The organism is Streptomyces sp. H39-C1 (genome assembly GCF_027158125.1).
Taxonomy (GTDB): Bacteria; Actinomycetota; Actinomycetes; order Streptomycetales; family Streptomycetaceae; genus Actinacidiphila; species Actinacidiphila fildesensis.
Map to the genome: position 1 here is coordinate 1 of NZ_JAPVLS010000050.1, position 22,681 is coordinate 22,681.

The following is a 22,681-nucleotide window of genomic DNA, read 5'->3' on the forward strand; positions in this document are numbered from 1 at the left end:
GCTTCGACGTCACCAACTCGTGGGACGGCCGGGTCGTCGGCACGGTCAGCGTTCCCACCGAGGCCCAGGTCGAAGAGGCCGTCGCGGCCGCCGAGGCCGTCCAGGCCGAGTTCGCCGCGACCCCGGCCCACGTGCGGTCCGCCGCGCTCGACCTCGTCGCCCAGCGGCTCGCGGAGCGCACCGAGGAGATCGCCCGGCTGATCACCGCCGAGAACGGCAAGCCGATCAAGTGGGCCCGCGGCGAGGTCGGCCGGGCCGTGTCGGTGTTCCGCTGGGCCTCCGAGGAGGCCCGCCGCTTCAACAGCGGCGAGGCGCAGCGGCTGGACACCGACGCCGGCGGCGTCGGCCGGCTGGCGCTGACCCGGCGCTTCCCGCGCGGCACCGTGCTCGGTATCGCGCCCTTCAACTTCCCGCTGAACCTCGTCGCCCACAAGGTCGCCCCGGCGATCGCGGTCGGCGCGCCGATCATCCTCAAGCCCGCCCCGGCGACCCCGCTGTCGGCCCTGGTGCTGGGCGAGATCCTCGCCGAGACGGGTCTGCCGGCCGGCTCCTGGAGCGTCCTTCCGGTCCCCAACGACCGGATGCCGGCCCTGGTGCAGGACAAGCGGCTGCCGGTGATCTCCTTCACCGGTTCCGACAAGGTCGGCTACCAGATCATGGATTCGGTGCCGCGCAAGCACACCACCCTCGAACTGGGCGGCAACGCCGCGGCCGTGGTGCTGGCCGACTGGTCCTCCGAGGAGGACCTGGAGTGGGCGGCCACCCGTATCGCCACCTTCGCCAACTACCAGGGCGGCCAGTCCTGCATCTCGGTGCAGCGGGTCATCGCCGACGCGTCGGTCTTCGACGTGCTCGCCGAGAAGGTCGTCGCCAAGGTCGCGGCCCAGGTCACCGGTGACCCGTCCGACGACGCCACCGACGTGGGCCCGCTGGTCGACGAGAACGCCGCGAAGCGCGTCGAGTCCTGGGTCGACGACGCGGTCGCCAAGGGCGCCAAGCTGCTCACCGGCGGCACCCGCGAGGGCGCCTCGTACGCCCCGACGGTGCTCACCGAGATCCCCGCGGACGCGATCCTCGCCACCGCGGAGGTCTTCGGCCCGGTCCTGTCGCTGCAGAAGGTCGACGGCGCCGACGAGGCGTTCGCGGCCGTCAACGACTCGAACTACGGCCTGCAGACCGGCGTGTTCACGCACGACCTGCAGACCGCCTTCCGGGCCCACCGCGAGCTGGAGGTCGGCGGCGTGATCATCGGCGACGCGCCCTCCTACCGCGCGGACCAGATGCCGTACGGCGGCGTGAAGGACTCCGGTGTCGGCCGTGAGGGCGTCTCGTACGCCATGGCCGACTACACCTACGAGCGGGTCCTCGTCCTGACCGGCCTGGACCTCTGAGACCGACGGACCACCCTCCACCGGCCGGGGCGCATGTGCGGTGCGCCCCGGCCGGTTTTTTCCTGCCCTGCCCTGCCCTGCCCCGTTCCGGTCCGATCCGGTCAGGAAGGGATCGGTACGACCATCACCGGCGGTCCCGACGGGGTCGGTGAGCCGCCGGACGGTTCCACCGTCACCCCGACCGCGTCGGCGCCCCTCGGGCCGCCCGCCAGGAGCTGTGCGCCGTCGGTGCGGCCCGGAGTGACGAGACCGGCCGGGATCATCGAGCCGTTCTGGCTGTACCAGAGCTGGTAGACCCGCGCAGTGCCCAGCGGCGGCAGGTCGTGGTAGACGAACGCCGTCCGTCCGAGCCGCTGGGAGGAGACCACGGTCGCCCCGCCGCCGCCCCGCATCGAGCCGGTCCGCAGGGTGGCATCGGGCGCCGCCATCAGCGTCTCCAGGTCGGAGGCGCGCTGCTCCGCCTGGATGTTGCCGTCCCGTGCCCGGTCGGCGTCCCGCTGGGCCTGGACGGCCCAGACCCCGGCGCCCGCGGCGATGGCGAGACAGGCCGCGGCGGCCAGATAGGGCAGCCGCTGCCGCCAGCGCGGGCCGCGCAACGGCACCACGACGGGTTCGACGACCAGCGGCGGCAGCTGCCGTACCTCGGGCAGCGACCACATGACGCGGTCCCGCAGCCCTGGCGGCGGCACCTGCGCCACCGCGAAGGCCAGCCGGGTCGCGGTCTCCCGCAGCTCACGCACTTCCTGGGAGCAGGCGGGGCACTCGGCGAGATGCCGGGCGAACTCCGCCGCCTCCGCGGGGGAGAGGGCGTCCAACGCGTAGGCGCCGGTCAGTGTGTGCAGATCGGCGGAATCGTTCACGACGTCACCCCCAAGCAGTCCCGCAGACGGATGAGCCCGTCCCGGAGACGGGTCTTGACCGTGCCGAGTGCCGTTCCCAGCACATCGGCGGTTTCCCGGTAGGTATATCCCCGGTAGTAGGCCAGGTTCACCGACTCACGCTGGAGTTCGGTCAGCTGTCCCAGGCAGCGGCGCACCTGTTCGCGCTCCAGCCGCCGCTCGACCTGCTCCGACACCTCGTCGAAGGCGGGGGAGTGGTCGCGGGCCGCGGCCCGCTGCTCGCGGTCGGCGGAGGCCTGTGCCGAGCGCACCCGGTCGACCGCCCGCCGGTGGGCGAGCGTCATGATCCAGGCCATGGCACTGCCCCGGCCGGCGTCGAAGCGGGCGGCGCTGCGCCACACCTCGATCAGTACCTCCTGGGTGACCTCCTCGGACTGCGCGGGATCGCGCAGCACGCGGTGGGCCAGCCCGAGAACGGAACCGGCAACGGCTGTGTAGACGCTGTCGAACGCCTGCTGGTCCCCCCTGGAGACCCGTTCGAGCAGGGTCTCCAGGCTTCCGGGGCCCGGCGCCACGGGTCCGTTGTCGCGGGCTACCGCGTGCATGCGCACCTCCGAGCAATGGTTGTCACCATTGATTCGTAGCCGGGGCCCCGGCGGATTGGCCGTTCCGGTCAGGAAACCGGCGGCATCAGGACGGTGTCGATGATGTAGACGTTGGCGTTCGAGGTCTTCACGTTGCCGCAGACCACGTTGGCCGTGTCGTTGACCTTGTAGGACTCGCCGGAACCCTTGGTCATGAGGGACTGCTTCTCCAGCGTGGGGAACATACCGCTGTTGAGCTGGTTCGGGGTCAGCGGCTGGCCGACCACGTGGTAGGTGAGGATCTTGGTGAGCGTGGCCTTGTCGTTCAGCACCTTGTCCAGGTCGGCCTTCGGGATCTTGGCGAAGGCGTCGTTCGTGGGCGCGAAGACGGTGATGTTCTGCGCGCTGTTGAGGGTGTCGACGAGACCGGCCTTCGTCACCGCGGTGACTAGGGTGGACAGCGCCGGGTTGTGCGACGCGGCGGTGGCCACCGGGTCCTTCGCCATACCGTCGAAGCTTCCGTTGCCCTCCTTCGGCACACCGGCACAGGCCGGGCCGAAGGGAGCGGACGCGTTCGTCGTGTCGCCCGCGGAGGACGACGGCGGCATGGCCGTTGTGGTCTGCGCGGCACTGCTCTTGTCGCCGGCGCTACCGCTGCCGCTGTCGGAACAGGCGGACGCAGTGACGGCGAGGACAGCGGCCGCGGCCGAGACGAGGGCGATACGACGGATACGGGTGGTGGTGTACATGACAGATCTCCTCATGAGGGTTCCCGGTGGGACCGGGTGGTGATGGGTGGAAGTGCCGGTGACGTGGTGCGTGGAGCTCACTCCACGGTGACCACCACCGAGTGCCAGCCCGTCGAACCGTCGGGCACGGTGCCCTGCCGGTCGCCGGTCTGGGTCCGGCCGGTGCGGTCCGTCGCGCGGACCTCGATACGGTGCGAACCGGGCTTGGCGTCCCAGAGGTACGACCACTGGCGCCAGGTGTCGGCGGTGTCCTCCGTGGCGGGCCTGGCGGCCTGCCACGCACCCCCGTCGATCCGCACCTCCGTCTTGTCGATGCCCCGGTGCTGGGCCCAGGCGACGCCCGCGACGGGCACGGGTCCCGCCTTCAGGGAGGCGAAGGGCCGGGGGGTGTCGATCCGGGACGACGTCTTGATGGGGGCCTGCGGGGACCAGCTGCGCCGGACCCAGTAGGCGTCGAAGTCGGCGAAGGTGGTCAGTTCCAGGTCGGTCAGCCACTTGCAGGCCGACACGTAGCCGTAGAGTCCGGGGACGAGCATCCGGACCGGGAAACCGTGGGTGAAGGGCAGCGGCTCGCCGTTCATCCCGACCGCGAGCATCGCGTCCCGGCCGTCGAGGACCGTCTCGACCGGACTGCCCAGCGTCATCCCGTCCACCGAGCGGGCCACCAGCTGATCGGCGGGACCACCGGCGGACGGGGGCTTGACGCCGGCCTCCTTCAGGAGTGCGGCGAGCGGCACCCCGATCCACCGGGCGTTGCCGGTGTACGGTCCGCCGACCTCGTTGGACACACAGGTCAGGGTGATGTCCCGCTCGATCAGCGGGCGCCGCAGCAGGTCCTGATAGCTGAACTCCAGCGGCTCGGTGACGCCCTTCCCATGGATCCGCAGCCGCCAGGTGTCGGCATTCACCTGGGGAACGGTGAGGGCGGTGTCCACCCGGTAGAAGGACGGATTGGGTGTCGTGAAGGGCTGCATCCCGGGGATCCGGAGATCGGCGCCCGCGGGTACCCGCCCCGCCGCCGACTGCGGGGCGGGCAGTTTCACGGAGTCGCGGGACGCGACGGCCGCGGCATCGGTGGAGTTCAGCCGCCGTCCGACGGTGCCGCCGACGGCGGAGAACGCGGCGGCCGCGGACGCGGCGACCAGGAACCCGCGCCGGTCGAAGGCACCGACGGGCCGCACTGGGCTCCCGGCGTCGTCCGTGGCAGGCGGGCCCTGGCCGTGGATCCGGCCGGCCAGCACCCACAGCACCGCCGCCCCGGCCAGTGCGCCGACGAGCGAGGGAAACGCGTCCGTCCACACCCCCACCGGCCGCCGGACCGCCGCCACCGCGCCGACCGCGCCGAAGACCGCCACACCGGCGACTCCCGCCGGCCGGTGGTGGACGGCGATCACGCCGATGACCGCGGCGAACAACGCCAGCGCGGCCACGATGCCCAACTGCAGCACCAGCTTGTCGGAGGTGCCGAAGTGCCGGATCGCCCAGTTCTTCACCTCGACCGGAGTCGCGTCGATCGCCGTTCCGCCGATCGCCGTCACCGGCGACGCCTGTGGTCCGACGGCGATGGCCACCAGCTCGGCGGCGGCGAGCGAGACGGCAGCCGCCAGTTCTCCGCTCACCGCGCCGAGCAGCAGCTCGCGCATCCAGTTCCGTTTCACACAGGGCATTCGGAGCGGGTGGTGAGCCGGATTGGTCCCTCACCCGATCGGGTGAGCCGACGTGCCCGTGCTCCCGGCCGGTGCTGCGCGGGGGGTGGTGGCCGCACGGGAATTGGGGTAGATACGGGCAAGTAGCACCGATCGGTAACCCGGCGACCCCGGTAGCTCGCTGACCGGGTCTCCCGGCGGCCGACCGCGCCCGTACATCCCGACTCCGCGGCGAGGTGAGCCCTCTTGACCGCACCATCCGCACACAACGTTTCTGAACGCGAGGCCCGGCAGGTGGCCGAGGCCGCCCGCGAACAGGACTGGCGGAAGCCCAGCTTCGCCAAGGAGCTGTTCCTGGGCCGCTTCAGGCTCGATCTGATCCATCCCCATCCCATGCCGGCGCCCGACGACGTCCAGCGCGGCGAGGAATTCCTCGCCAAGCTCCGGGACTTCTGCGAGACGAAGATCGACGGGGCCCGCATCGAACGCGAGGCGCAGATCCCCGACGAGGTCATCAACGGGCTCAAGGAGCTCGGCGCCCTCGGTATGAAGATCGACACGAAGTACGGCGGCCTGGGCCTCACCCAGGTGTACTACAACAAGGCCCTCGCGCTCGTGGGCTCCGCCAACGCCTCGATCGGCGCGCTGCTCTCCGCGCACCAGTCCATCGGCGTACCGCAGCCGCTCAAGATGTTCGGCACCACGGAGCAGAAGGAGACCTTCCTCCCGCGCTGCGCGCGCACCGACATCAGCGCCTTCCTGCTCACCGAACCCGACGTCGGCTCCGACCCGGCCCGGCTGGCGACCAGCGCGGTGCCCACCGAGGACGGTTCCGCCTACGTCCTGGACGGCGTCAAGCTCTGGACGACCAACGGCGTCGTCGCCGACCTGCTGGTCGTCATGGCCCGGGTGCCGAAGTCGGAGGGGCACAAGGGCGGCATCACCGCCTTCGTCGTCGAAGCGGGCTCCGAGGGCGTCACCGTCGAGCACCGCAACGCCTTCATGGGGCTGCGCGGCCTGGAGAACGGGGTCACCCGCTTCCACCAGGTCACCGTCCCCGCCGACCACCGCATCGGCCCCGAGGGCGCCGGCCTCAAGATCGCCCTCACCACCCTGAACACCGGCCGCCTCTCGCTGCCCGCGATGTGCGTCGGCGCCGGGAAGTGGTGTCTGAAGATCGCCCGCGAATGGTCGCTGGAGCGCGAGCAGTGGGGCAAGTCCATCGCGAAGCACGAGGCGGTCGGCTCGAAGATCGCCTTCATCGCGGCGACCACGTTCGCCCTCGAAGCGGTTCTCGACCTGTCGTCGCAGATGGCCGACGAGGACCGCAACGACATCCGGATCGAGGCCGCCCTCGCCAAGCTCTACGGCAGCGAGATGGCCTGTCTGATGGCCGACGAACTCGTGCAGATCCGCGGCGGCCGCGGCTTCGAGACCGCCGCGTCCCTCGCCGCCCGCGGCGAGCGCGCCGTCCCCGCCGAGCAGGTGCTGCGCGATCTGCGCATCAACCGCATCTTCGAGGGCTCGACGGAGATCATGCACCTGCTGATCGCCCGCGAGGCGGTCGACGCCCATCTGTCCGTCGCGGGCGACCTCATCGACCCCGACAAGAGCCTCGGCGACAAGGCGAAGGCCGGCGCCAGGGCCGGCGGGTTCTACGCCCGCTGGCTCCCCAAGCTCGTCGCCGGCGCCGGCCAACTGCCCACGTCGTACGCCGAGTTCCACCCGGACGGCTACCCGGACCTGGCCACCCACCTGCGGTACACCGAGCGCAGCGCGCGCAAGCTCGCCCGTTCGACGTTCCTGGCCATGGCGCGCTGGCAGGGCCGGATGGAGACCAAGCAGGGCTTCCTCGGCCGCATCGTCGACATCGGGGCGGAGCTCTTCGCGATGAGCGCGGCCTGCGTACGCGCCGAGATGCTGCGCTCGTCCGGCGAGGAGGGCCGGGCCGCGTACCAGCTCGCCGACGCGTTCTGCCGGCAGTCCCGGATCCGTGTCGAGGAGCTCTTCACCCGGCTGTGGTCCAACACCGACGACCTGGACCTCAAGGTCGTCGACGGCGTGCTCGGCGGTACCTACACCTGGCTGGAGGCGGGCATCGTCGACCTCAGCGGCGACGGCCCCTGGATCGCCGACGCCACCCCCGGCCCCGCCACGACCGAGAACGTCCACCGCCCCATCCGCTGAGCCCATCCGCTGACCCGGCTCCCGCGTACCGCTCCGCCCGCGGACCCGCCCGGGACCCGACACCCGCATCCCCTGTCCGAGCTGACAGGGGATGCGGCCACAATGGGAGGATGACGGACTCCCTCGCAGACCCGCATCACCGCGAATTCGCGGCCGCCGCCGACACCGACGGGCCCAGGGACATCGTGATCCTCGGCTCCACCGGTTCGATCGGCACCCAGGCCATCGACGTGGTGCTGCGCAACCCCGACCGCTTCCGCGTGGTGGCGCTGTCCGCCGCCGGCGGCCGGATCGAGCTGCTCGCCGAGCAGGCCCACCAGCTGCGGGTACGGACCGTGGCCGTGGCGGACGAGGACGCCGTCGAGCCGCTGCGGCAGGCGCTCGGCCGGCAGTACGGCGCCGGCGGGACGCTCCCCGAGATCCTGTCCGGCCCCGACGCCGCGACCCGGCTCGCCGCGAGCGAGTGCCACTCGGTCCTCAACGGCATCACCGGTTCGATCGGGCTCCGCCCGACGCTGGCGGCCCTGGAAGCCGACCGGGTGCTGATCCTCGCCAACAAGGAGTCGCTGATCGTCGGCGGTCCGCTGGTGAAGGCGCTCGCGAAGCCCGGGCAGATCATCCCGGTGGACTCCGAGCACTCCGCGCTCTTCCAGGCGCTGATGGGCGGCACCCGCGAAGAGGTCCGCAAGCTGATCGTCACGGCCTCCGGCGGCCCGTTCCGCGGCCGCACCAAGGAGGAGCTCGCCGGCGTCACCCCCAAGGACGCACTCGCGCATCCGACCTGGGACATGGGCCCGGTCATCACGATCAACTCCGCGACCCTGGTCAACAAGGGTCTGGAGGTCATCGAGGCACATCTGCTCTACGACATCCCCTTCGACCGGATCGAGGTCGTCGTCCATCCGCAGTCGTACATCCACTCGATGGTGGAGTTCGCCGACGGCTCGACCCTGGCCCAGGCGAGCCCGCCCGACATGCGGATGCCCATCGCGCTCGGCCTCGGCTGGCCCCGGCGGGTGCCGGATGCCGCACCCGCGTTCGACTGGTCGAAGGCGTCGACGTGGGAATTCTTCCCGTTGGACGACGACGCGTTCCCAGCGGTGGCTTTGGCGCGACATGTAGGTAGCCTCGGTGGCACCGCACCCGCGGTGTTCAACGCGGCGAACGAGGAATGCGTCGATGCCTTCCTCGCCGGCCGGCTGCCCTTCACGGGGATCGTGGACACCGTCGCCCGGGTGGTCGAGGAACACGGCCATCCGGATCCGGGAACTCGGCTGACCGTCGAGGACGTCCTTGAAGCGGAAGCGTGGGCACGGGCCCGCGCACGGGAACTGGCTACGGAGGCTGCACGGGTATGACGGCACTCATGTGGGGCGTCGGGATCGTCATCTTCGTCGTCGGCCTGCTGTTCTCCATCGCCTGGCACGAGCTCGGCCATCTCTCCACCGCCAAGCTCTTCAAGATCCGTGTGCCGCAGTACATGGTCGGCTTCGGGCCGACGATCTGGTCGCGGCACAAGGGCGAGACCGAGTACGGCTTCAAGGCGATCCCGCTCGGCGGCTACATCCGCATGATCGGCATGTTCCCGCCCGGCGCGGACGGCAAGGTCAGCGCCCGTTCCACCTCGCCGTGGCGCAGCATGATAGAAGACGCCCGTTCGGCCGCCTACGAGGAGCTGCAGCCGGGCGACGAGACGCGGATGTTCTACACGCGTAAGCCGTGGAAGCGCGTCATCGTCATGTTCGCCGGGCCGTTCATGAACCTGATCCTGGCGGTGGCGCTCTTCGCGGTCTCCCTGATGGGGATCGGCGGAAACGTCACGACCACGTCGATCGGCAGCGTCTCGGAGTGTGTGGTCAAGGCCTCCGCGGCGACCGACAAGGCCACCAAGGCCGATGTCTGCCCGAAGAACGCCGTGGCCCCGCCCGCCAAGGCCGCCGGCTTCAAGGCCGGGGACAAGATCGTCTCCTTCAACGGCAAGCCGGTCAGCGACTGGGACGACCTGTCGGACCAGATCCGCGACACCATCGGCCCGGCCACCGTCGGCGTCCTCCGGAACGGGCAGCAGCTCACCCTGCACCCGACCCTGGTCAAGAACACGGTGAACAAGAAGGACAGCGACGGCTTCCCGATCAAGGGCCAGTACGTCGACGCCGGATTCCTCGGCTTCAGCCCGGCCAACGGCGTCAGGACGCTGACCTTCGCCGAGTCCACCGACCGCATGGTCTCGATGACCAAGAACTCGATCCGCGGTATCGCCGACATCCCCTCGAAGATCCCCGCGCTGTGGGGATCGGCCTTCCAGGGCAAGGAGCGCACCGTCGACCAGCCCGTCGGCATGGTCGGTGTCGCCCGGATCGGCGGCGAGGTCTTCTCGCTGAAGATTCCCGCGACGCAGCAGATCGGCGTCATGATCAACCTGCTCGCCGGAGTGAACCTGTCGCTGTTCCTGTTCAACATGCTGCCGCTGCTCCCGCTCGACGGCGGTCACATCGCCGGCGCCCTGTGGGAGTCGCTGCGCCGCAGGCTGGCCAAGCTGACCCGGCGCCCGGACCCGGGCCCCTTCGACGTGGCCAAGCTGATGCCGGTCGCCTATGTCGTCGCGGGCATCTTCATCTGCTTCACGGCATTGGTGCTCGTCGCCGATGTCGTCAATCCGGTGACGCTCTCCTGACGGATGCGGGAGACGCGGGCGGGTTGCCGTAACCTCGGTAAACGGAGCCCGCCCACGCCGGGACCTTGTTCCACACCCTTGGGGATGCCAAGCACATGACCGCGATTTCGCTCGGAATGCCCGACGTTCCGATCAAGCTCGCCGACCGCCGCCACAGCCGCAAGATCCAGGTCGGGTCGGTCGCGGTGGGCGGGGACGCGCCGGTTTCGGTCCAGTCCATGACGACGACGGTGACGGCGGACATCGGGGCGACGCTCCAGCAGATCGCCGAGCTCACCGCTTCCGGCTGCCAGATCGTGCGGGTGGCCTGCCCCACGCAGGACGACGCCGACGCGCTCGCCACCATCGCCAAGAAGTCGCAGATCCCGGTGATCGCGGACATCCACTTCCAGCCGAAGTACGTCTTCGCGGCGCTCGACGCCGGCTGCGCGGCCGTCCGCGTCAACCCCGGCAACATCAAGCAGTTCGACGACAAGGTCAAGGAGATCGCGAAGGCGGCGGCTTCGGTCGGCACCCCGATCCGGATCGGCGTCAACGCGGGCTCGCTGGACCGCCGGCTGATGGAGAAGTACGGCAAGGCCACCCCCGAGGCGCTGGTCGAGTCCGCGCTGTGGGAGTGCTCGCTGTTCGAGGAGCACGGCTTCCGTGACATCAAGATCTCGGTGAAGCACAACGACCCGGTCGTGATGGTCAACGCCTACCGGCTGCTCGCCGGCAAGTGCGACTACCCCCTCCACCTCGGTGTCACCGAGGCCGGTCCCGCGTTCCAGGGCACCATCAAGTCCGCCGTCGCGTTCGGCGCGCTGCTGTCCGAGGGCATCGGCGACACCATCCGCGTCTCGCTCTCGGCCCCGCCGGTCGAGGAGATCAAGGTCGGCCTGCAGATCCTGGAGTCGCTGAACCTCAAGCAGCGCCGCCTGGAGATCGTCTCCTGCCCGTCCTGCGGCCGTGCCCAGGTCGACGTCTACAAGCTCGCCGACCAGGTCTCCGCCGGCCTTGAGGGCATGGAGGTGCCGTTGCGCGTCGCCGTCATGGGGTGCGTCGTGAACGGCCCCGGTGAGGCCCGCGAGGCCGACCTCGGTGTCGCGTCCGGCAACGGCAAGGGCCAGATCTTCGTCAAGGGCGAGGTCATCAAGACCGTGCCGGAGTCGAAGATCGTGGAGACCCTGATCGAAGAGGCGATGAAGATCGCCGAGCAGATGGAAGCGGACGGCATCGCGTCCGGCGAGCCCCAGGTCAACGTGAGCTGACCGGGGAAGGCCGCTGAGGCCACCTCCGCGAAACTCCCCTCCGCGAGGTAAAGTGCGAAGATCTACCCCCGGCCGTGTGGCCGGGGGTACCCCCGCCCCCCGCGGCCTGTAGGTGAGGCGCACACGTGTTGACGACGACGACCGCGAAGGTCCTGGAGGCCGGCGAACTCGACGCCGCCCTCGAAGTGCTCGACCGCGACCCCGTGTCCAACGCGTTCGTCGCCTCCCGTGTGAACGTCGCGGGCCTCGACCCCTGGCGCCTCGGCGGCGAGATGTGGGGCTGGTACTCCGGCGGCCGGCTCGCCTCCCTGTGCTACGCCGGCGCCAATCTGGTGCCGATCTGCGCGGGCCCGGAAGCCGTCCGCGCCTTCGCCGAGCGGGCCCGCCGGGCGGGCCGCCGCTGCTCGTCGATCGTCGGACCCGCCGAGCCCACCACCGAACTGTGGTCGCTGCTCGAACCCAGCTGGGGCCCGGCCCGGGAGATCCGCAGCCGTCAGCCGCTGATGACCACCCGGGCGCTGCCCGCCGGCATCACCCCCGACCCCCTCGTCCGGCGCGTCCGCCGTGACGAGATGGATGTGATCATGCCCGCGTGCGTGGCCATGTTCACCGAAGAGGTCGGCGTCTCCCCGCTCGCGGGGGACGGCGGGCTGCTCTACCAGGCCCGGGTCGCCGAACTCGTCACCGCCGGACGGTCGTTCGCCCGCATCGAGAACGGCCGGGTGGTCTTCAAGGCCGAGATCGGCGCCGTCACCCGGCACGCCTGCCAGATCCAGGGCGTCTGGGTGGCGCCGGAGTACCGGGGACAGGGCCTGTCGGAGGCGGGGATGGCCGCCGTGCTGCACTACGCGCTGCGGGATGTGGCCCCGGTCGCCAGCCTGTACGTCAACGACTTCAACGCACCCGCCCGTGCCTCCTACCGCCGGGTGGGATTCACCGAGGTCGGAGCCTTCATGAGCGTGCTGTTCTGACGTAATGTCCCGTCCCATGGAAGATGTCGTGGTCGGCCGTCTGGACCTCGAGGAACGGGTCGACGAGGCGCTCGCCGTACAGGCCCTCGCCTTCGGTCTCGACGACGACGAGATCGCCATCCGCCGCCAGATCGTCGTGCGGCATCTCGCCTGCCCCGGCGCCCGCGCCCTCGGTGCCACCACCGAGGACGGACGGCTCGTCGGCTTCGTCTACGGCATGCCCAACGACCGCGCGCACTGGTGGTCCACCGTCGTCCAGCCGTATCTGCGGCACCGCGGCACCGAGCAGTGGCTCGACGGCTCCTTCGTCATCACGGAGCTGCACGTACTGCCCGCCTTCCAGGGGCTGGGCATCGGACGGCAGCTGATCACCACCATCACCGACACGGCCACCGAACCGCGCAGCATCCTCTCCGCGATCGACGTCGAGAGCCCCGCCCGCCGGCTCTACCGGGCGCTCGGCTACCAGGACCTGGCCCGTCCCGTGCACTTCCCCAGCGCGACGAGCCCGTACGCGGTGATGGGCGCGCCCCTGCCGCTGCGCCGCCCGGACCGGCCCCGGGATCCGGCATAACGCATTTCCGTGCCGCCGGACGGGCTGGATATCCTCGCGGGAATCCCCGTCAAGCCCCTGGAGAGCCACCATGGTCCTGCGCATGTCCCGTCTGATGCTCAAGACACTGCGCGACGACCCGGCCGACGCCGAGACCGCCAGCCACAAGCTGCTGGTCCGCGCCGGTTTCGTCCGCCGCTCGTCGGCGGGCGTCTGGATCTGGCTGCCGCTCGGCAAGCGGGTCCTGGAGAACGTCTCCCGCGTCGTCCGCGAGGAGATGGACGCCATCGGCGGCCAGGAAGTGCTGCTGCCCGCGCTGCTGCCGCGGGAGAACTACGAGACGACCGGCCGCGCGGGCGAGTACGGCGACCTGCTCTTCCAGCTCAAGGACCGCAAGGGCGCGGACTACGTCCTCGGCCCGACCCACGAGGAGATCTTCACCCAGGTGGTGAAGGACCAGTGCACGTCCTACAAGGACCTGCCGGTGATCCTCTACCAGATCCAGACGAAGTACCGGGACGAGGCCCGCCCGCGCTCCGGCGTGCTGCGCGGCCGTGAGTTCCAGATGAAGGACTCGTACTCCTTCGACACCACGGACGAGGGGCTGGCCGAGGCGTACCGGGCGCACCGTGACGCGTACATCCGGATCTTCACGCGGCTCGGCTTCGACTACCGCATCGTCTCCGCGGTCTCCGGCGCGATGGGCGGCTCGGCGTCCGAGGAGTTCCTCGCTCCGGCCGCGGCCGGCGAGGACACCTTCGTGGACTGTCCGGCCTGCGAGTACGCGGCGAACACCGAGGCCGTCACCACGGTCGTGCCGCCCGTCGAGGGCGTGGAGCACGGCCCCGTCGAGGAACTCGACACCCCCGACACCCCGACCATCGAGACCCTCGCCGCGCACCTGGGCGTCCCGGCGTCCGCGACGCTGAAGAACCTGTTGGTGAAGGTCGACGGCAAGATCACCGCCGTCGGCGTCCCCGGTGACCGCGAGGTCGACCTCGGCAAGCTCGGCGAGCACCTCGCCCCGGCCGTCGTCGAGCTGGTCACCGCCGAGGACTTCGAGGGCCGCCCGGAGCTCGTCCGCGGCTATGTGGGACCGCAGGGCCTGGGCATCGACTACATCGCCGATCCGCGCATCGCCCCCGGCACCGCCTGGATCACGGGCGCCAACACGAGCGGCAAGCACGCCCGCAACGTCGTCTGCGGCCGGGACTTCGAGGTGGACCGCTACCTCGACGTCGTCACCGTGCGGCCCGGCGACCCCTGCCCGCGCTGCGGCGCCGGACTGCGGCTGGACCGTGCGATCGAGATCGGTCACATCTTCCAGCTCGGCCGCAAGTACGCCGACGCCTTCCAGCTCGACGTACTCGGCCAGCAGGGCAAGCCGGTGCGGGTGACCATGGGCTCCTACGGGATCGGCGTCTCCCGTGCGGTCGCCGCCCTCGCCGAGCAGACCGCCGACGGCCAGGGCCTGTGCTGGCCGCGCGAGGTCGCCCCCGCCGATGTGCACCTCGTCGCGGCCGGCAAGGCCCTGCAGACCGAGCTGGCGCTGGAGGTCGCGGAGAAGCTGCACGCCGCAGGTGTCCGGGTGCTGCTCGACGACCGCGCCGGGGTCTCGCCGGGCGTGAAGTTCACCGACGCGGAACTCATCGGCGTCCCGCAGATCCTCGTCGTCGGCCGCCGCGCGGCCGAGGGCGTCGTGGAACTGAAGGACCGCCGGTCGGGCGAGCGGGTCGAGCTGACGGTCGACGAGGCGCTCGCCCGGCTGACCGGCTGACCGACGACACGGACTAGAGCCAGCTGGCGAACTCCAGCAGGAGTTCGCCGGCCTGGCTGTCGCCGACCGACAGCGCCCAGACGCCCGCCTCGACGGCCCGGAAGTGGCTCCAGCCGCGCAGCCGCTCCGGGTCCACGTCGAGCGCGGCGCCGAGCTTGGCGACCCGGCGGCGGGCCGCCGCCTGCGGGCCAGGGGACGCGGCCAGCGTCTCGACCCGGTCCCGGACCAGCCAGGCGAGGTCGTACGCCCGCTCGCCGACCAGCGGCTTGGGGTCGATGGCCAGCCACGGGCTGCGCTCGGCGGCCAGGACGTTGCCGTGGTGGTAGTCGCCGTGCAGCAGCACGTCCTCGGCCGGACCGGCCAGCAGCTGCTCGCGCAGCGCCAGCGCCTCGTCGATGAGCGGGCGCACCTCCGCCGCCCAGGGCTGCTCACGGCGCTCCCGCAGGTGGTCGGCGAGACCGGCGGTGCAGTCGGCGACCGAGGTGAACGGATGGCCCTCGGCCGGCGCCACCCACAGCCGCTGCAAGGTGGCCGTCGCCTCGAGCATCGCCTTGGGCTCCGGGAGGGAGCGCAGGGACACCTCGCCCTGCAGCCGCTCCAGCAGCATCGCGCCCAGGGTGGGCTCCGCGCGCAGCAGCCGGACCGCGCCGCGGCCGTCCCAGTGGGCGAGCGCGGCGTGCTCGTGCTCGGTCTCGGGGGTGACCATGCCCAGCTTGAGCACGGCGGGGGTGCCGTCCGCCGTCCGGACGAGCACGATCATGCTGATCTGGCCGCCGGGGGTGAACACCCGCTCCGGCCGCAGTTCCCACCGCTCCAGCGTTCCGGCCACCCGGCCCGGCAGCGCCGCGAGCCACTCCCGGCCGGCGTCGCCCTCCCAGGCCCCGATCGTGCGGACCAGCCGGTCGGGCGGGTCCAGCGGAATGGTGCCGGGGCCGCCGGGCTGCGGTGCTGAAGCCATGGTTGTGCTGTCCCTCCGTGGATCTTTCGCGGGCGGGCGTCCCCGCGGGGGGATGCCTTCCCGTTCTGCCGTGTCCTACAGCCCTGACACGGCTCCTTGCGGTGCGGCTCTCACGGTGCGCTCCGCTCGGCCAGCCCGGGGAAGGCTACGCTGCCGCCGCGCCACCGCACGGCACGCACCGCCGCCTCACGCAGCGCTCCGGCCGCGTCCCGGCGCGGCTCCCCGGTGGCCGCGCGCACCACATCCCCGTACACACCGGCGACCCGGTCCTCGATCACGGCGGCCAGCCGTACGGCCGCCGCGCTGTCGGTGACCGGGAACGGCAGTGCGTACCCGGCGTCCGCCGGCACCGGTTCCGCGCCGAGGTCCCGCACGGTGCGACTCAGCGCGTCGCGGCGGGCGCGGTGCGAGTCGTAGGCAGCGCGGGCGTCGGAGGCGCGCGGCTTCGCGACCCGCGCACCTATCACCCCATAGGCGTAAACCGCGGCGTGTTCCGCGGCGAGCGCCGCCTGGACCGCGTCCAGGGTCCGCTGTGTCATCTCGTCAGCCCTTCCCCGTCAGCAGGACGACGTGCGCCGCCCCGGCGGCGGCCACTGAGGCGAGCAGCCGGGCGAGCTCGGGCGGTGCGTCGAGCAGCGCGGTAGCGCGGGCGTCCGCGAGCCGGCGTTCGGCGGCGGCGAGCGCCCCGAGCGTGGGGGGAGCGGTGGCGGCGGTGGTGCCGGTGGCACCCGGCGTTCCGGCGGGGGCCGGCTTCGGCACCGTGGCGCCGAACGCCTGGGCGTGCCGGGCGACTTCGGCCCGCAGCGGCGCCAGCCGCGCGGTGAGGTCCGGCCGGGCCGCGAGGAGACCGTCGTAGTGCGCGAGGAGTGCGGTGCTGTCCGCGGCCGCCCGCGCCCGCAGCGCGGCACCCGGCACGGCCGGGGGAGTGTCCTTCAGGGTGTCCGCCGCGGCCGGGGTCCCGCCGGAACAGCCCGTGGCGAGTCCGGCCAGCGCCGCCAGCCCGCCCGCGCCGGCCACCAGCGGCACACCGGCGGCCGAGGCCAGTACCGTCCGTCTGCCCGGCGTCCCTCTGCCTGTCACCGCGCCCCCTCCCGTGATCACCGACCAGAGCGTACCGGGCGGCGGCCGGGCGCGGCCCGGGCGACGGTGGCCGGCCGGCTCCGCCGCAGGGCAGCGCTGGGGGGCGAGCCACGCCGAATCGTCGATCCGGTGTCGGAACCGATAGGCTTTGGGGCGACACGCGACCTTCCATACAACAGCACACGCGGCCGAGGAGTCACCCGGATGAGCACCACCCAGAGCGAGAGGCTGCGCGGATTGCTGGAGCCGCTCGTCGCCAAGACGGGTCTGGATCTGGAAGAGGTCACAGTGACCGCGGCGGGCAGCCGCCGGCAGCTGATGGTCGTGGTGGATTCCGATGACGGCGTGCAGCTCGACGCGGTCGCCGAGCTGAGCCGGGACATCGCCCAGGTGCTCGACGACACGGACGCGATGGGCCAGGGCGAGTACGTCCTGGAGGTCAGCTCCCCGGGTACCGACCGGCCGCTGACCACGCCCCGGCACTTCCGCCGCAACGAGGGCCGGCTGGTCAAGCTGACGCTCAACAACCACGAAGAGCTGACCGCGCGGATCATGGCGCTGGACGAGGCGGGCCTCGATCTGGAGGTCCCCGGCATCAAGGGGCGCAAGCCCAAGCCGCGCCGGGTGGAGTTCGCGGAGATCGCGAAGGCCCGGGTGGAGATCGAGTTCAACCGCAAGAACAAGGACGACGACGTCGACGCAGCGGATACGGCCGACGCCGACACCGACAGCGACGAGAGCATTGAGGAGGCGTAGCCGTGGACATCGACATGAAGGCCCTACGGGGTTTGGTGCAGGAGAGGCAGATTTCGTTCGACCTGCTGGTCGGGGCGATCGAGTCCGCGCTCCTCATCGCCTACCACCGGGAGCCGGGCAGCCACCGCCGGGCCCGGGTGGAGCTCGACAAGTCGTCGGGACATGTGACGGTGTGGGCGAAGGAGGACCCGTCCGAGGTCGCCGAGGGCGCCGAGCCCCGCGAGTTCGACGACACCCCTTCCGGGTTCGGCCGGATCGCCGCCTCCACGGCGAAGCAGGTCATCCTGCAGCGGCTGCGGGACGCGGAGGACGACATCACGTTCGGCGAGTACGCCGGCCGTGAGGGCGACATCGTCTCCGGTGTCGTCCAGCAGGGCATGGACGCCAAGAACGTGCTGGTCGACATCGGCAAGATGGAAGCCATCCTGCCGGTGCAGGAGCAGGTGCCGGGCGAGGACTACAAGCACGGTGTGCGGCTGCGCTCCTACGTCGTCCGCGTCGCCAAGGGCGTGCGCGGACCGTCGGTGACGCTGTCGCGCTCGCACCCCAACCTGGTGCGCGCCCTGTTCAAGATGGAGGTCCCGGAGATCGCGGACGGTTCGGTCGTCATCGAGGCGATCGCCCGCGAGGCCGGCCACCGGACGAAGATGGCGGTGCGCTCCACCCGCTCCGGGCTGAACGCCAAGGGCGCCTGCATCGGCCCGATGGGCTCCCGCGTGCGGGCGGTCATGGCCGAGCTGCAGGGCGAGAAGATCGACATCGTGGACTGGTCGGACGACCCGGCCGACATGGTGGCGAACGCCCTGTCGCCGGCCCGGGTGTCCCGCGTCGAGGTCGTGGACCTGTCGGCCCGCTCCGCCCGGGTGACCGTGCCGGACTACCAGCTGTCGCTCGCCATCGGCAAGGAAGGGCAGAACGCCCGCCTCGCCGCCCGGCTGACCGGCTGGCGGATCGACATCCGTCCGGACATCGAGCCGGAGGGCGCCGAGGAGTCCGGCGAATCGGACACTTCACGCGCCTGAATGTCAACCCACGACTGACCGAACAACCGTGCGTCGAATAACCCGAAGGGGTGAGGTCGGCGCGGGGAGGTAGACTGAGCAGTGTCTGGCCGGACGCGTTCCCTTGCGTGCCCTGAGCGAACCTGTGTGGGTTGCCGGGAACGGGTGGCCAAGAACGATCTGCTGCGTGTGGCGGTGAGCGGTGACGCGTGCGTCCCCGATCCTCGCGGTACGCTGCCCGGTCGGGGTGCTCACTTGCACCCTGACCTGGTCTGTTTCGACCTTGCGGTTCGCCGCCGGGCCTTCTCCAGGGCCTTCAGGTCCAAGGAGACGTTCGACACCGCGGAACTCCGCCGGTACGTCGAGCAGAACACCAAGCCCGTCGAAGTGGCGGCACCGTAAGTGAACGGCACGGGTATCCGTGCGGTCAGGTACCTCGCGAGTCGGAAGTAGGTCGAGATTGCGATGAGCACCACTCGATGAGTACGCGATGAGTACGAGCATGAAGTAGCGACGGTCCGGCGGACGATCACCCCGGACCTAAAAGGAGCGAAGTGGCTAAGGTCCGGGTATACGAACTCGCCAAGGAGTTCGGAGTTGAGAGCAAGGTCGTCATGGCCAAGCTCCAAGAACTTGGTGAATTCGTACGTTCGGCGTCCTCGACGATCGAGGCGCCGGTTGTTCGCAAGTTGACTGACGCTTTGCAGGGGCCCGGTGGCGGAAACGCCGCGAAGCCCGCTGCCAAGCCCGGCGCGCCCCGCAAGGCGACGTCTGCCAAGCCTGGCGCCCCCACTCCGGGTGCGCCGGCCCGTCCCGCTGCGCCGGCTCCCAAGCCGGCCGCGGACGCCCCCGTAACTCCGGCGGCTCCGGCCGCCACGGGCACCGGCTCCACGCCGGCCGGCCCCCGTCCGGGTCCGAAGCCGGCCCCGGTCAAGCCCGCTCCGGCGGCTCCGGTCCCGGTCGCGGAGTTCTCCGCCCCGGCTCCGACCCAGCAGGCGCAGCAGGCCCCGCAGGCGCCGGCGGCCTCCGCCCCGGCGGCTCCGTCCTCCGCGCCGCGTCCCGCGGGTGCCACTCCCGGCCCCCGTCCGGCACGTCCGGCCCCGGCACAGCGCGAAGAGCGCCGTGACGGCGGTCAGCGTGACGCCGCGCCGCGTGGCGACCGTCCGGCCCGTCCGGCCGGCCAGGGTGCGCCCGGTGGCGCCCCGCGTCCCGGTGGCGCCCGTCCGGCGGGTCCCCGTCCGGGCAACAACCCCTTCACCTCCGGTGGCTCCACCGGGATGCAGCGCCCCGGTGGCGCCCCGCGTCCCGGCGGTGGCGGCCAGGGTGCTCCCGGCGGCGAGCGTCCCGCTCGTCCGGCCGGCACGGGTGGTCCCGGTGGCGCTCCGCGTCCCGGCGGCGCCCCGCGTCCCGGTGGTGCGGGCGGTCCCGGCGGTGCCGGTCGTCCGGCTCCCGGTGGGATGCCCCGCCCGCAGAGCTCCGGCCCGCGCCCGAACCCGGGCATGATGCCGCAGCGTCCCGCCCCGTCCGGTGGTCCCGGCGGCCGCTCCGGCGGACCCGGCGCCCGTCCCGGTGGCGGTCCCGGTGCTCGTCCCGGTGGTGGCAGCGGTGGTCCCGGTGCTCGTCCCGGTGGTGGCGGCGGCGGTTTCGCCGGCCGTCCGGCCGGTCCCGGTGCGCGTCCCGGCGGCTTCGGCGGCCCGCGTCCCGGTGGTGCTCCCGGCGGTGGCGGTGGCTTCGGTCCCCGTCCCGGCGGCTTCGGCGGCCGTCCCGGCGGCCCCAACGCCCGTGGTGGCACGCAGGGTGCCTTCGGCCGTGGCCCGAACGGCCGTCCGGCCCGTGGCCGCAAGTCGAAGCGCCAGCGTCGCCAGGAGTACGAGAGCATGCAGGCTCCGTCCGTGGGCGGCGTGCTGCTGCCCCGCGGTAACGGTGCTGCCGTACGACTGCGTCGCGGCTCCTCTCTCACCGACTTCGCCGAGAAGATCAACGCCAACCCGGCGTCGCTCGTCCAGGTGATGTTGAACCTCGGCGAAATGGTCACGGCGACGCAGTCGGTTCCCGACGCGACGCTGCAGCTGCTCGCCGACGAGATGAACTACGTCCTGGAGATCGTCAGCCCGGAGGAGGAGGACCGCGAGCTGCTCGAGTCCTTCGACATCGAGTTCGGCGAGGACGAGGGCGGCGAGGAAGAGCTCGTCTCCCGTCCGCCGGTCGTGACCGTCATGGGTCACGTCGACCACGGTAAGACCCGCCTCCTCGACGCGATCCGCAAGACCAACGTGATCGCGGGCGAGGCCGGTGGCATCACCCAGCACATCGGTGCCTACCAGGTCGCGGCCGAGGTGAACGGTGAAGAGCGCAAGATCACCTTCATCGACACCCCCGGTCACGAGGCGTTCACCGCCATGCGTGCCCGTGGTGCCAAGTCGACCGACATCGCGATCCTCGTGGTGGCGGCCAACGACGGTGTCATGCCGCAGACGATCGAAGCGTTGAACCACGCCAAGGCGGCCGGCGTGCCGATCGTGGTCGCGGTCAACAAGATCGACGTCGAGGGCGCCGACCCCGTCAAGGTGCGCGGTCAGCTGACCGAGTTCGGCCTCGTGGCCGAGGAGTACGGCGGCGACACCATGTTCGTCGACATCTCCGCCAAGCAGGGTCTGCACATCGACAGCCTGCTGGAGGCCGTGGTCCTCACCGCGGACGCCTCGCTCGACCTGCGGGCCAACCCGGAGCAGGACGCACAGGGCATCGCGATCGAGGCTCACCTCGACCGTGGCCGTGGCGCCGTGGCGACCGTGCTCGTACAGCGCGGCACCCTGCGCATCGGCGACACCATGGTGGTCGGCGACGCGTACGGCCGGGTCCGCGCGATGCTCGACGACCGTGGCAACACGCTGGAAGAAGCGGGCCCCTCGACTCCGGTCATGGTGCTCGGTCTCACCAACGTGCCCGGCGCCGGCGACAACTTCCTCGTTGTCGACGACGACCGCACGGCCCGTCAGATCGCCGAGAAGCGTGCCGCTCGTGAGCGGAACGCGGCGTTCGCCCGCAAGGGTGTCCGGTTCTCCCTGGAGAACCTGGACGAGGCCCTGCAGGCCGGTCTGGTGCAGCAGCTCAACCTCATCATCAAGGGCGACGCGTCCGGTTCGGTCGAAGCGCTCGAGTCCTCGCTCATGCAGCTGGACGTCGGTGCCGAGGTCGACCTGCGCATCCTGCACCGCGGTGTGGGTGCGGTCACCGAGTCGGACATCAACCTGGCATCGGGTTCCGACGCCATCGTCATCGGCTTCAACGTGCGCGCCGAAGGCCGCGCCACGCAGCTGGCCGAGCGCGAGGGTGTCGACGTCCGGTACTACTCGGTGATCTACCAGGTCATCGATGAGATCGAGGCGGCCCTGAAGGGCATGCTCAAGCCGGAGTACGAAGAGGTCGAGCTCGGCACCGCCGAGATCCGCGACGTCTTCCGCTCCTCCAAGCTGGGCAACATCGCCGGTGTCCTCATCCGCTCGGGCGAGGTCAAGCGCAACACCAAGGCGCGACTCCTCCGCGACGGCAAGGTCATCGCGGAGAACCTCAACATCGAGGGTCTGCGCCGGTTCAAGGACGACGTCACCGAGATCCGGGAAGGCTACGAGGGCGGTATCAACCTCGGCAGCTACAACGACATCAAGGTCGACGACGTCATCGCGACGTACGAGATGCGCGAGAAGCCGCGCGGCTGATCGCCCACCCGCCGCCCGGCCACCACCCCTGGTGGGCCGTGCTGCGCACGGGCAGTGCATTTCACCGGGGCCGGTCGGCGGAGATATTCCGTCGATCGGCCCCGGCCGTTGCGTGTACCGTTCACATCATGGATCGCGCCTGTCACCAGGGGCGTAACGACGAGGCCTCCCAGGGCGGCTAGCCCTGTCGCCCATGTATGCAGGAACGCTGTCCTTCGACCTCCTCCTCGGCGACGTACATTCGCTCAAGGAGAAGAGGTCCGTCGTCCGCCCGATCATCGCCGAGCTGCACCGCAAGTTCGCGGTCAGTGTGGCGGAGACGGGCGAGCAGGACCTTCACCGCAGGGCCGAGATAGGCATCGCGGTCGTGTCCGGGGATCTCGGACACATCAAGGACGTACTCGACCGGTGCGAGCGATGGATGATCGCCCGGCCCGAGGTGGAACTGCTGTCGGCACGGCAGCGGATCCACGGCGACGACGACTGACCGATCGGCGGTCGGCCGGCGCCTGGAAGACCAGAGCAGTAACGAAGAAGGAGACGGAC

At 71.2% G+C, this 22,681-nt stretch carries 20 protein-coding genes; 13 read left to right on the forward strand and 7 right to left on the reverse strand.

The window, feature by feature from the left end; translation table 11 throughout:
* Window positions 1-1,391: aldehyde dehydrogenase family protein (locus tag O3W51_RS28760; protein ID WP_269287699.1), on the forward strand; the 1,391-nt coding region annotated here is incomplete at its 5' end.
* Window positions 1,392-1,492: 101 nt separating this feature from the next.
* Here the strand turns inward: O3W51_RS28760 and O3W51_RS28765 are convergent.
* The 4 genes from O3W51_RS28765 to O3W51_RS28780 all read right to left on the reverse strand — a co-directional run bounded on the left by O3W51_RS28765 (window position 1,493) and on the right by O3W51_RS28780 (window position 5,230).
* Window positions 1,493-2,251, reverse strand: coding sequence for an anti-sigma factor (locus O3W51_RS28765; RefSeq protein WP_138356706.1), 759 nt, complete (start codon window positions 2,249-2,251; stop codon window positions 1,493-1,495).
* Window positions 2,248-2,835, reverse strand: a complete 588-nt coding sequence (locus O3W51_RS28770) for a sigma-70 family RNA polymerase sigma factor (protein ID WP_138356705.1) — start codon at window positions 2,833-2,835, stop codon at window positions 2,248-2,250. Before O3W51_RS28770 ends, O3W51_RS28765 begins: the two co-directional genes overlap by 4 nt.
* A gap of 68 nt (window positions 2,836-2,903) precedes the next feature.
* Entirely contained in the window at window positions 2,904-3,563 is a 660-nt protein-coding gene (locus O3W51_RS28775; protein WP_138356704.1) for a fasciclin domain-containing protein, read from the reverse strand.
* A 77-nt stretch (window positions 3,564-3,640) separates the two neighbouring features.
* Complete coding sequence (locus tag O3W51_RS28780) at window positions 3,641-5,230, reverse strand: molybdopterin-dependent oxidoreductase (RefSeq protein WP_443048350.1); 1,590 nt, start codon at window positions 5,228-5,230, stop codon at window positions 3,641-3,643.
* Between the two features lie 225 nt (window positions 5,231-5,455).
* Between O3W51_RS28780 and O3W51_RS28785 the strand changes: the two genes are divergently transcribed.
* From O3W51_RS28785 to O3W51_RS28815, 7 genes are all read left to right on the forward strand, one after another.
* Entirely contained in the window at window positions 5,456-7,396 is a 1,941-nt protein-coding gene (locus O3W51_RS28785) for an acyl-CoA dehydrogenase family protein (RefSeq protein WP_138356702.1), read from the forward strand.
* 110 nt (window positions 7,397-7,506) lie between these two features.
* Window positions 7,507-8,754: a 1-deoxy-D-xylulose-5-phosphate reductoisomerase gene (dxr, locus tag O3W51_RS28790; protein WP_138356701.1), complete on the forward strand. Its 1,248-nt coding sequence runs from the start codon at window positions 7,507-7,509 to the stop codon at window positions 8,752-8,754.
* On the forward strand, window positions 8,751-10,070 hold the full coding sequence (locus O3W51_RS28795) for a M50 family metallopeptidase (protein WP_138356700.1): 1,320 nt from the start codon (window positions 8,751-8,753) through the stop codon (window positions 10,068-10,070). The genes dxr and O3W51_RS28795 overlap by 4 nt, the downstream gene beginning before the upstream one ends.
* A 95-nt stretch (window positions 10,071-10,165) precedes the next feature.
* Window positions 10,166-11,320, forward strand: coding sequence for a flavodoxin-dependent (E)-4-hydroxy-3-methylbut-2-enyl-diphosphate synthase (gene ispG / locus O3W51_RS28800; RefSeq protein ID WP_138356699.1), 1,155 nt, complete (start codon window positions 10,166-10,168; stop codon window positions 11,318-11,320).
* 125 nt (window positions 11,321-11,445) lie between these two features.
* Window positions 11,446-12,291, forward strand: a complete 846-nt coding sequence (locus O3W51_RS28805; protein WP_138356698.1) for a GNAT family N-acetyltransferase — start codon at window positions 11,446-11,448, stop codon at window positions 12,289-12,291.
* A gap of 16 nt (window positions 12,292-12,307) precedes the next feature.
* Entirely contained in the window at window positions 12,308-12,865 is a 558-nt protein-coding gene (locus tag O3W51_RS28810) for a GNAT family N-acetyltransferase (protein ID WP_138356697.1), read from the forward strand.
* Window positions 12,866-12,935: 70 nt separating this feature from the next.
* Window positions 12,936-14,621: a proline--tRNA ligase gene (locus O3W51_RS28815; protein WP_138356696.1), complete on the forward strand. Its 1,686-nt coding sequence runs from the start codon at window positions 12,936-12,938 to the stop codon at window positions 14,619-14,621.
* 13 nt (window positions 14,622-14,634) lie between these two features.
* On the opposite strand, the gene O3W51_RS28820 is transcribed toward O3W51_RS28815, so the two are convergent.
* From O3W51_RS28820 to O3W51_RS28830, 3 genes are all read right to left on the reverse strand, one after another.
* On the reverse strand, window positions 14,635-15,579 hold the full coding sequence (locus tag O3W51_RS28820; RefSeq protein ID WP_138356695.1) for an aminoglycoside phosphotransferase family protein: 945 nt from the start codon (window positions 15,577-15,579) through the stop codon (window positions 14,635-14,637).
* 110 nt (window positions 15,580-15,689) lie between these two features.
* Window positions 15,690-16,118 carry a ferritin-like domain-containing protein gene (locus O3W51_RS28825; RefSeq protein WP_138356694.1) on the reverse strand — a complete coding sequence of 143 codons (429 nt, stop codon included), beginning with the start codon at window positions 16,116-16,118 and terminating at the stop codon, window positions 15,690-15,692.
* Window positions 16,119-16,122: 4 nt separating this feature from the next.
* Window positions 16,123-16,677: a hypothetical protein gene (locus tag O3W51_RS28830; protein WP_443048351.1), complete on the reverse strand. Its 555-nt coding sequence runs from the start codon at window positions 16,675-16,677 to the stop codon at window positions 16,123-16,125.
* 186 nt (window positions 16,678-16,863) lie between these two features.
* Between O3W51_RS28830 and rimP the strand changes: the two genes are divergently transcribed.
* The 5 genes from rimP to O3W51_RS28855 all read left to right on the forward strand — a co-directional run bounded on the left by rimP (window position 16,864) and on the right by O3W51_RS28855 (window position 22,622).
* On the forward strand, window positions 16,864-17,415 hold the full coding sequence (gene rimP / locus O3W51_RS28835) for a ribosome maturation factor RimP (RefSeq protein ID WP_138356693.1): 552 nt from the start codon (window positions 16,864-16,866) through the stop codon (window positions 17,413-17,415).
* 2 nt (window positions 17,416-17,417) lie between these two features.
* Complete coding sequence (nusA, locus tag O3W51_RS28840) at window positions 17,418-18,437, forward strand: transcription termination factor NusA (protein ID WP_138356692.1); 1,020 nt, start codon at window positions 17,418-17,420, stop codon at window positions 18,435-18,437.
* Window positions 18,438-18,518: 81 nt separating this feature from the next.
* Window positions 18,519-18,818, forward strand: coding sequence for a YlxR family protein (locus O3W51_RS28845; RefSeq protein WP_138356691.1), 300 nt, complete (start codon window positions 18,519-18,521; stop codon window positions 18,816-18,818).
* Between the two features lie 152 nt (window positions 18,819-18,970).
* Entirely contained in the window at window positions 18,971-22,135 is a 3,165-nt protein-coding gene (infB, locus tag O3W51_RS28850) for a translation initiation factor IF-2 (protein ID WP_138356690.1), read from the forward strand.
* Between the two features lie 193 nt (window positions 22,136-22,328).
* The gene (locus tag O3W51_RS28855) at window positions 22,329-22,622 is read left to right on the forward strand and encodes a DUF503 domain-containing protein (protein ID WP_138356689.1); all 294 of its coding nucleotides are present in this window, start codon (window positions 22,329-22,331) and stop codon (window positions 22,620-22,622) included.
* Window positions 22,623-22,681: the final 59 nt, after the last annotated feature.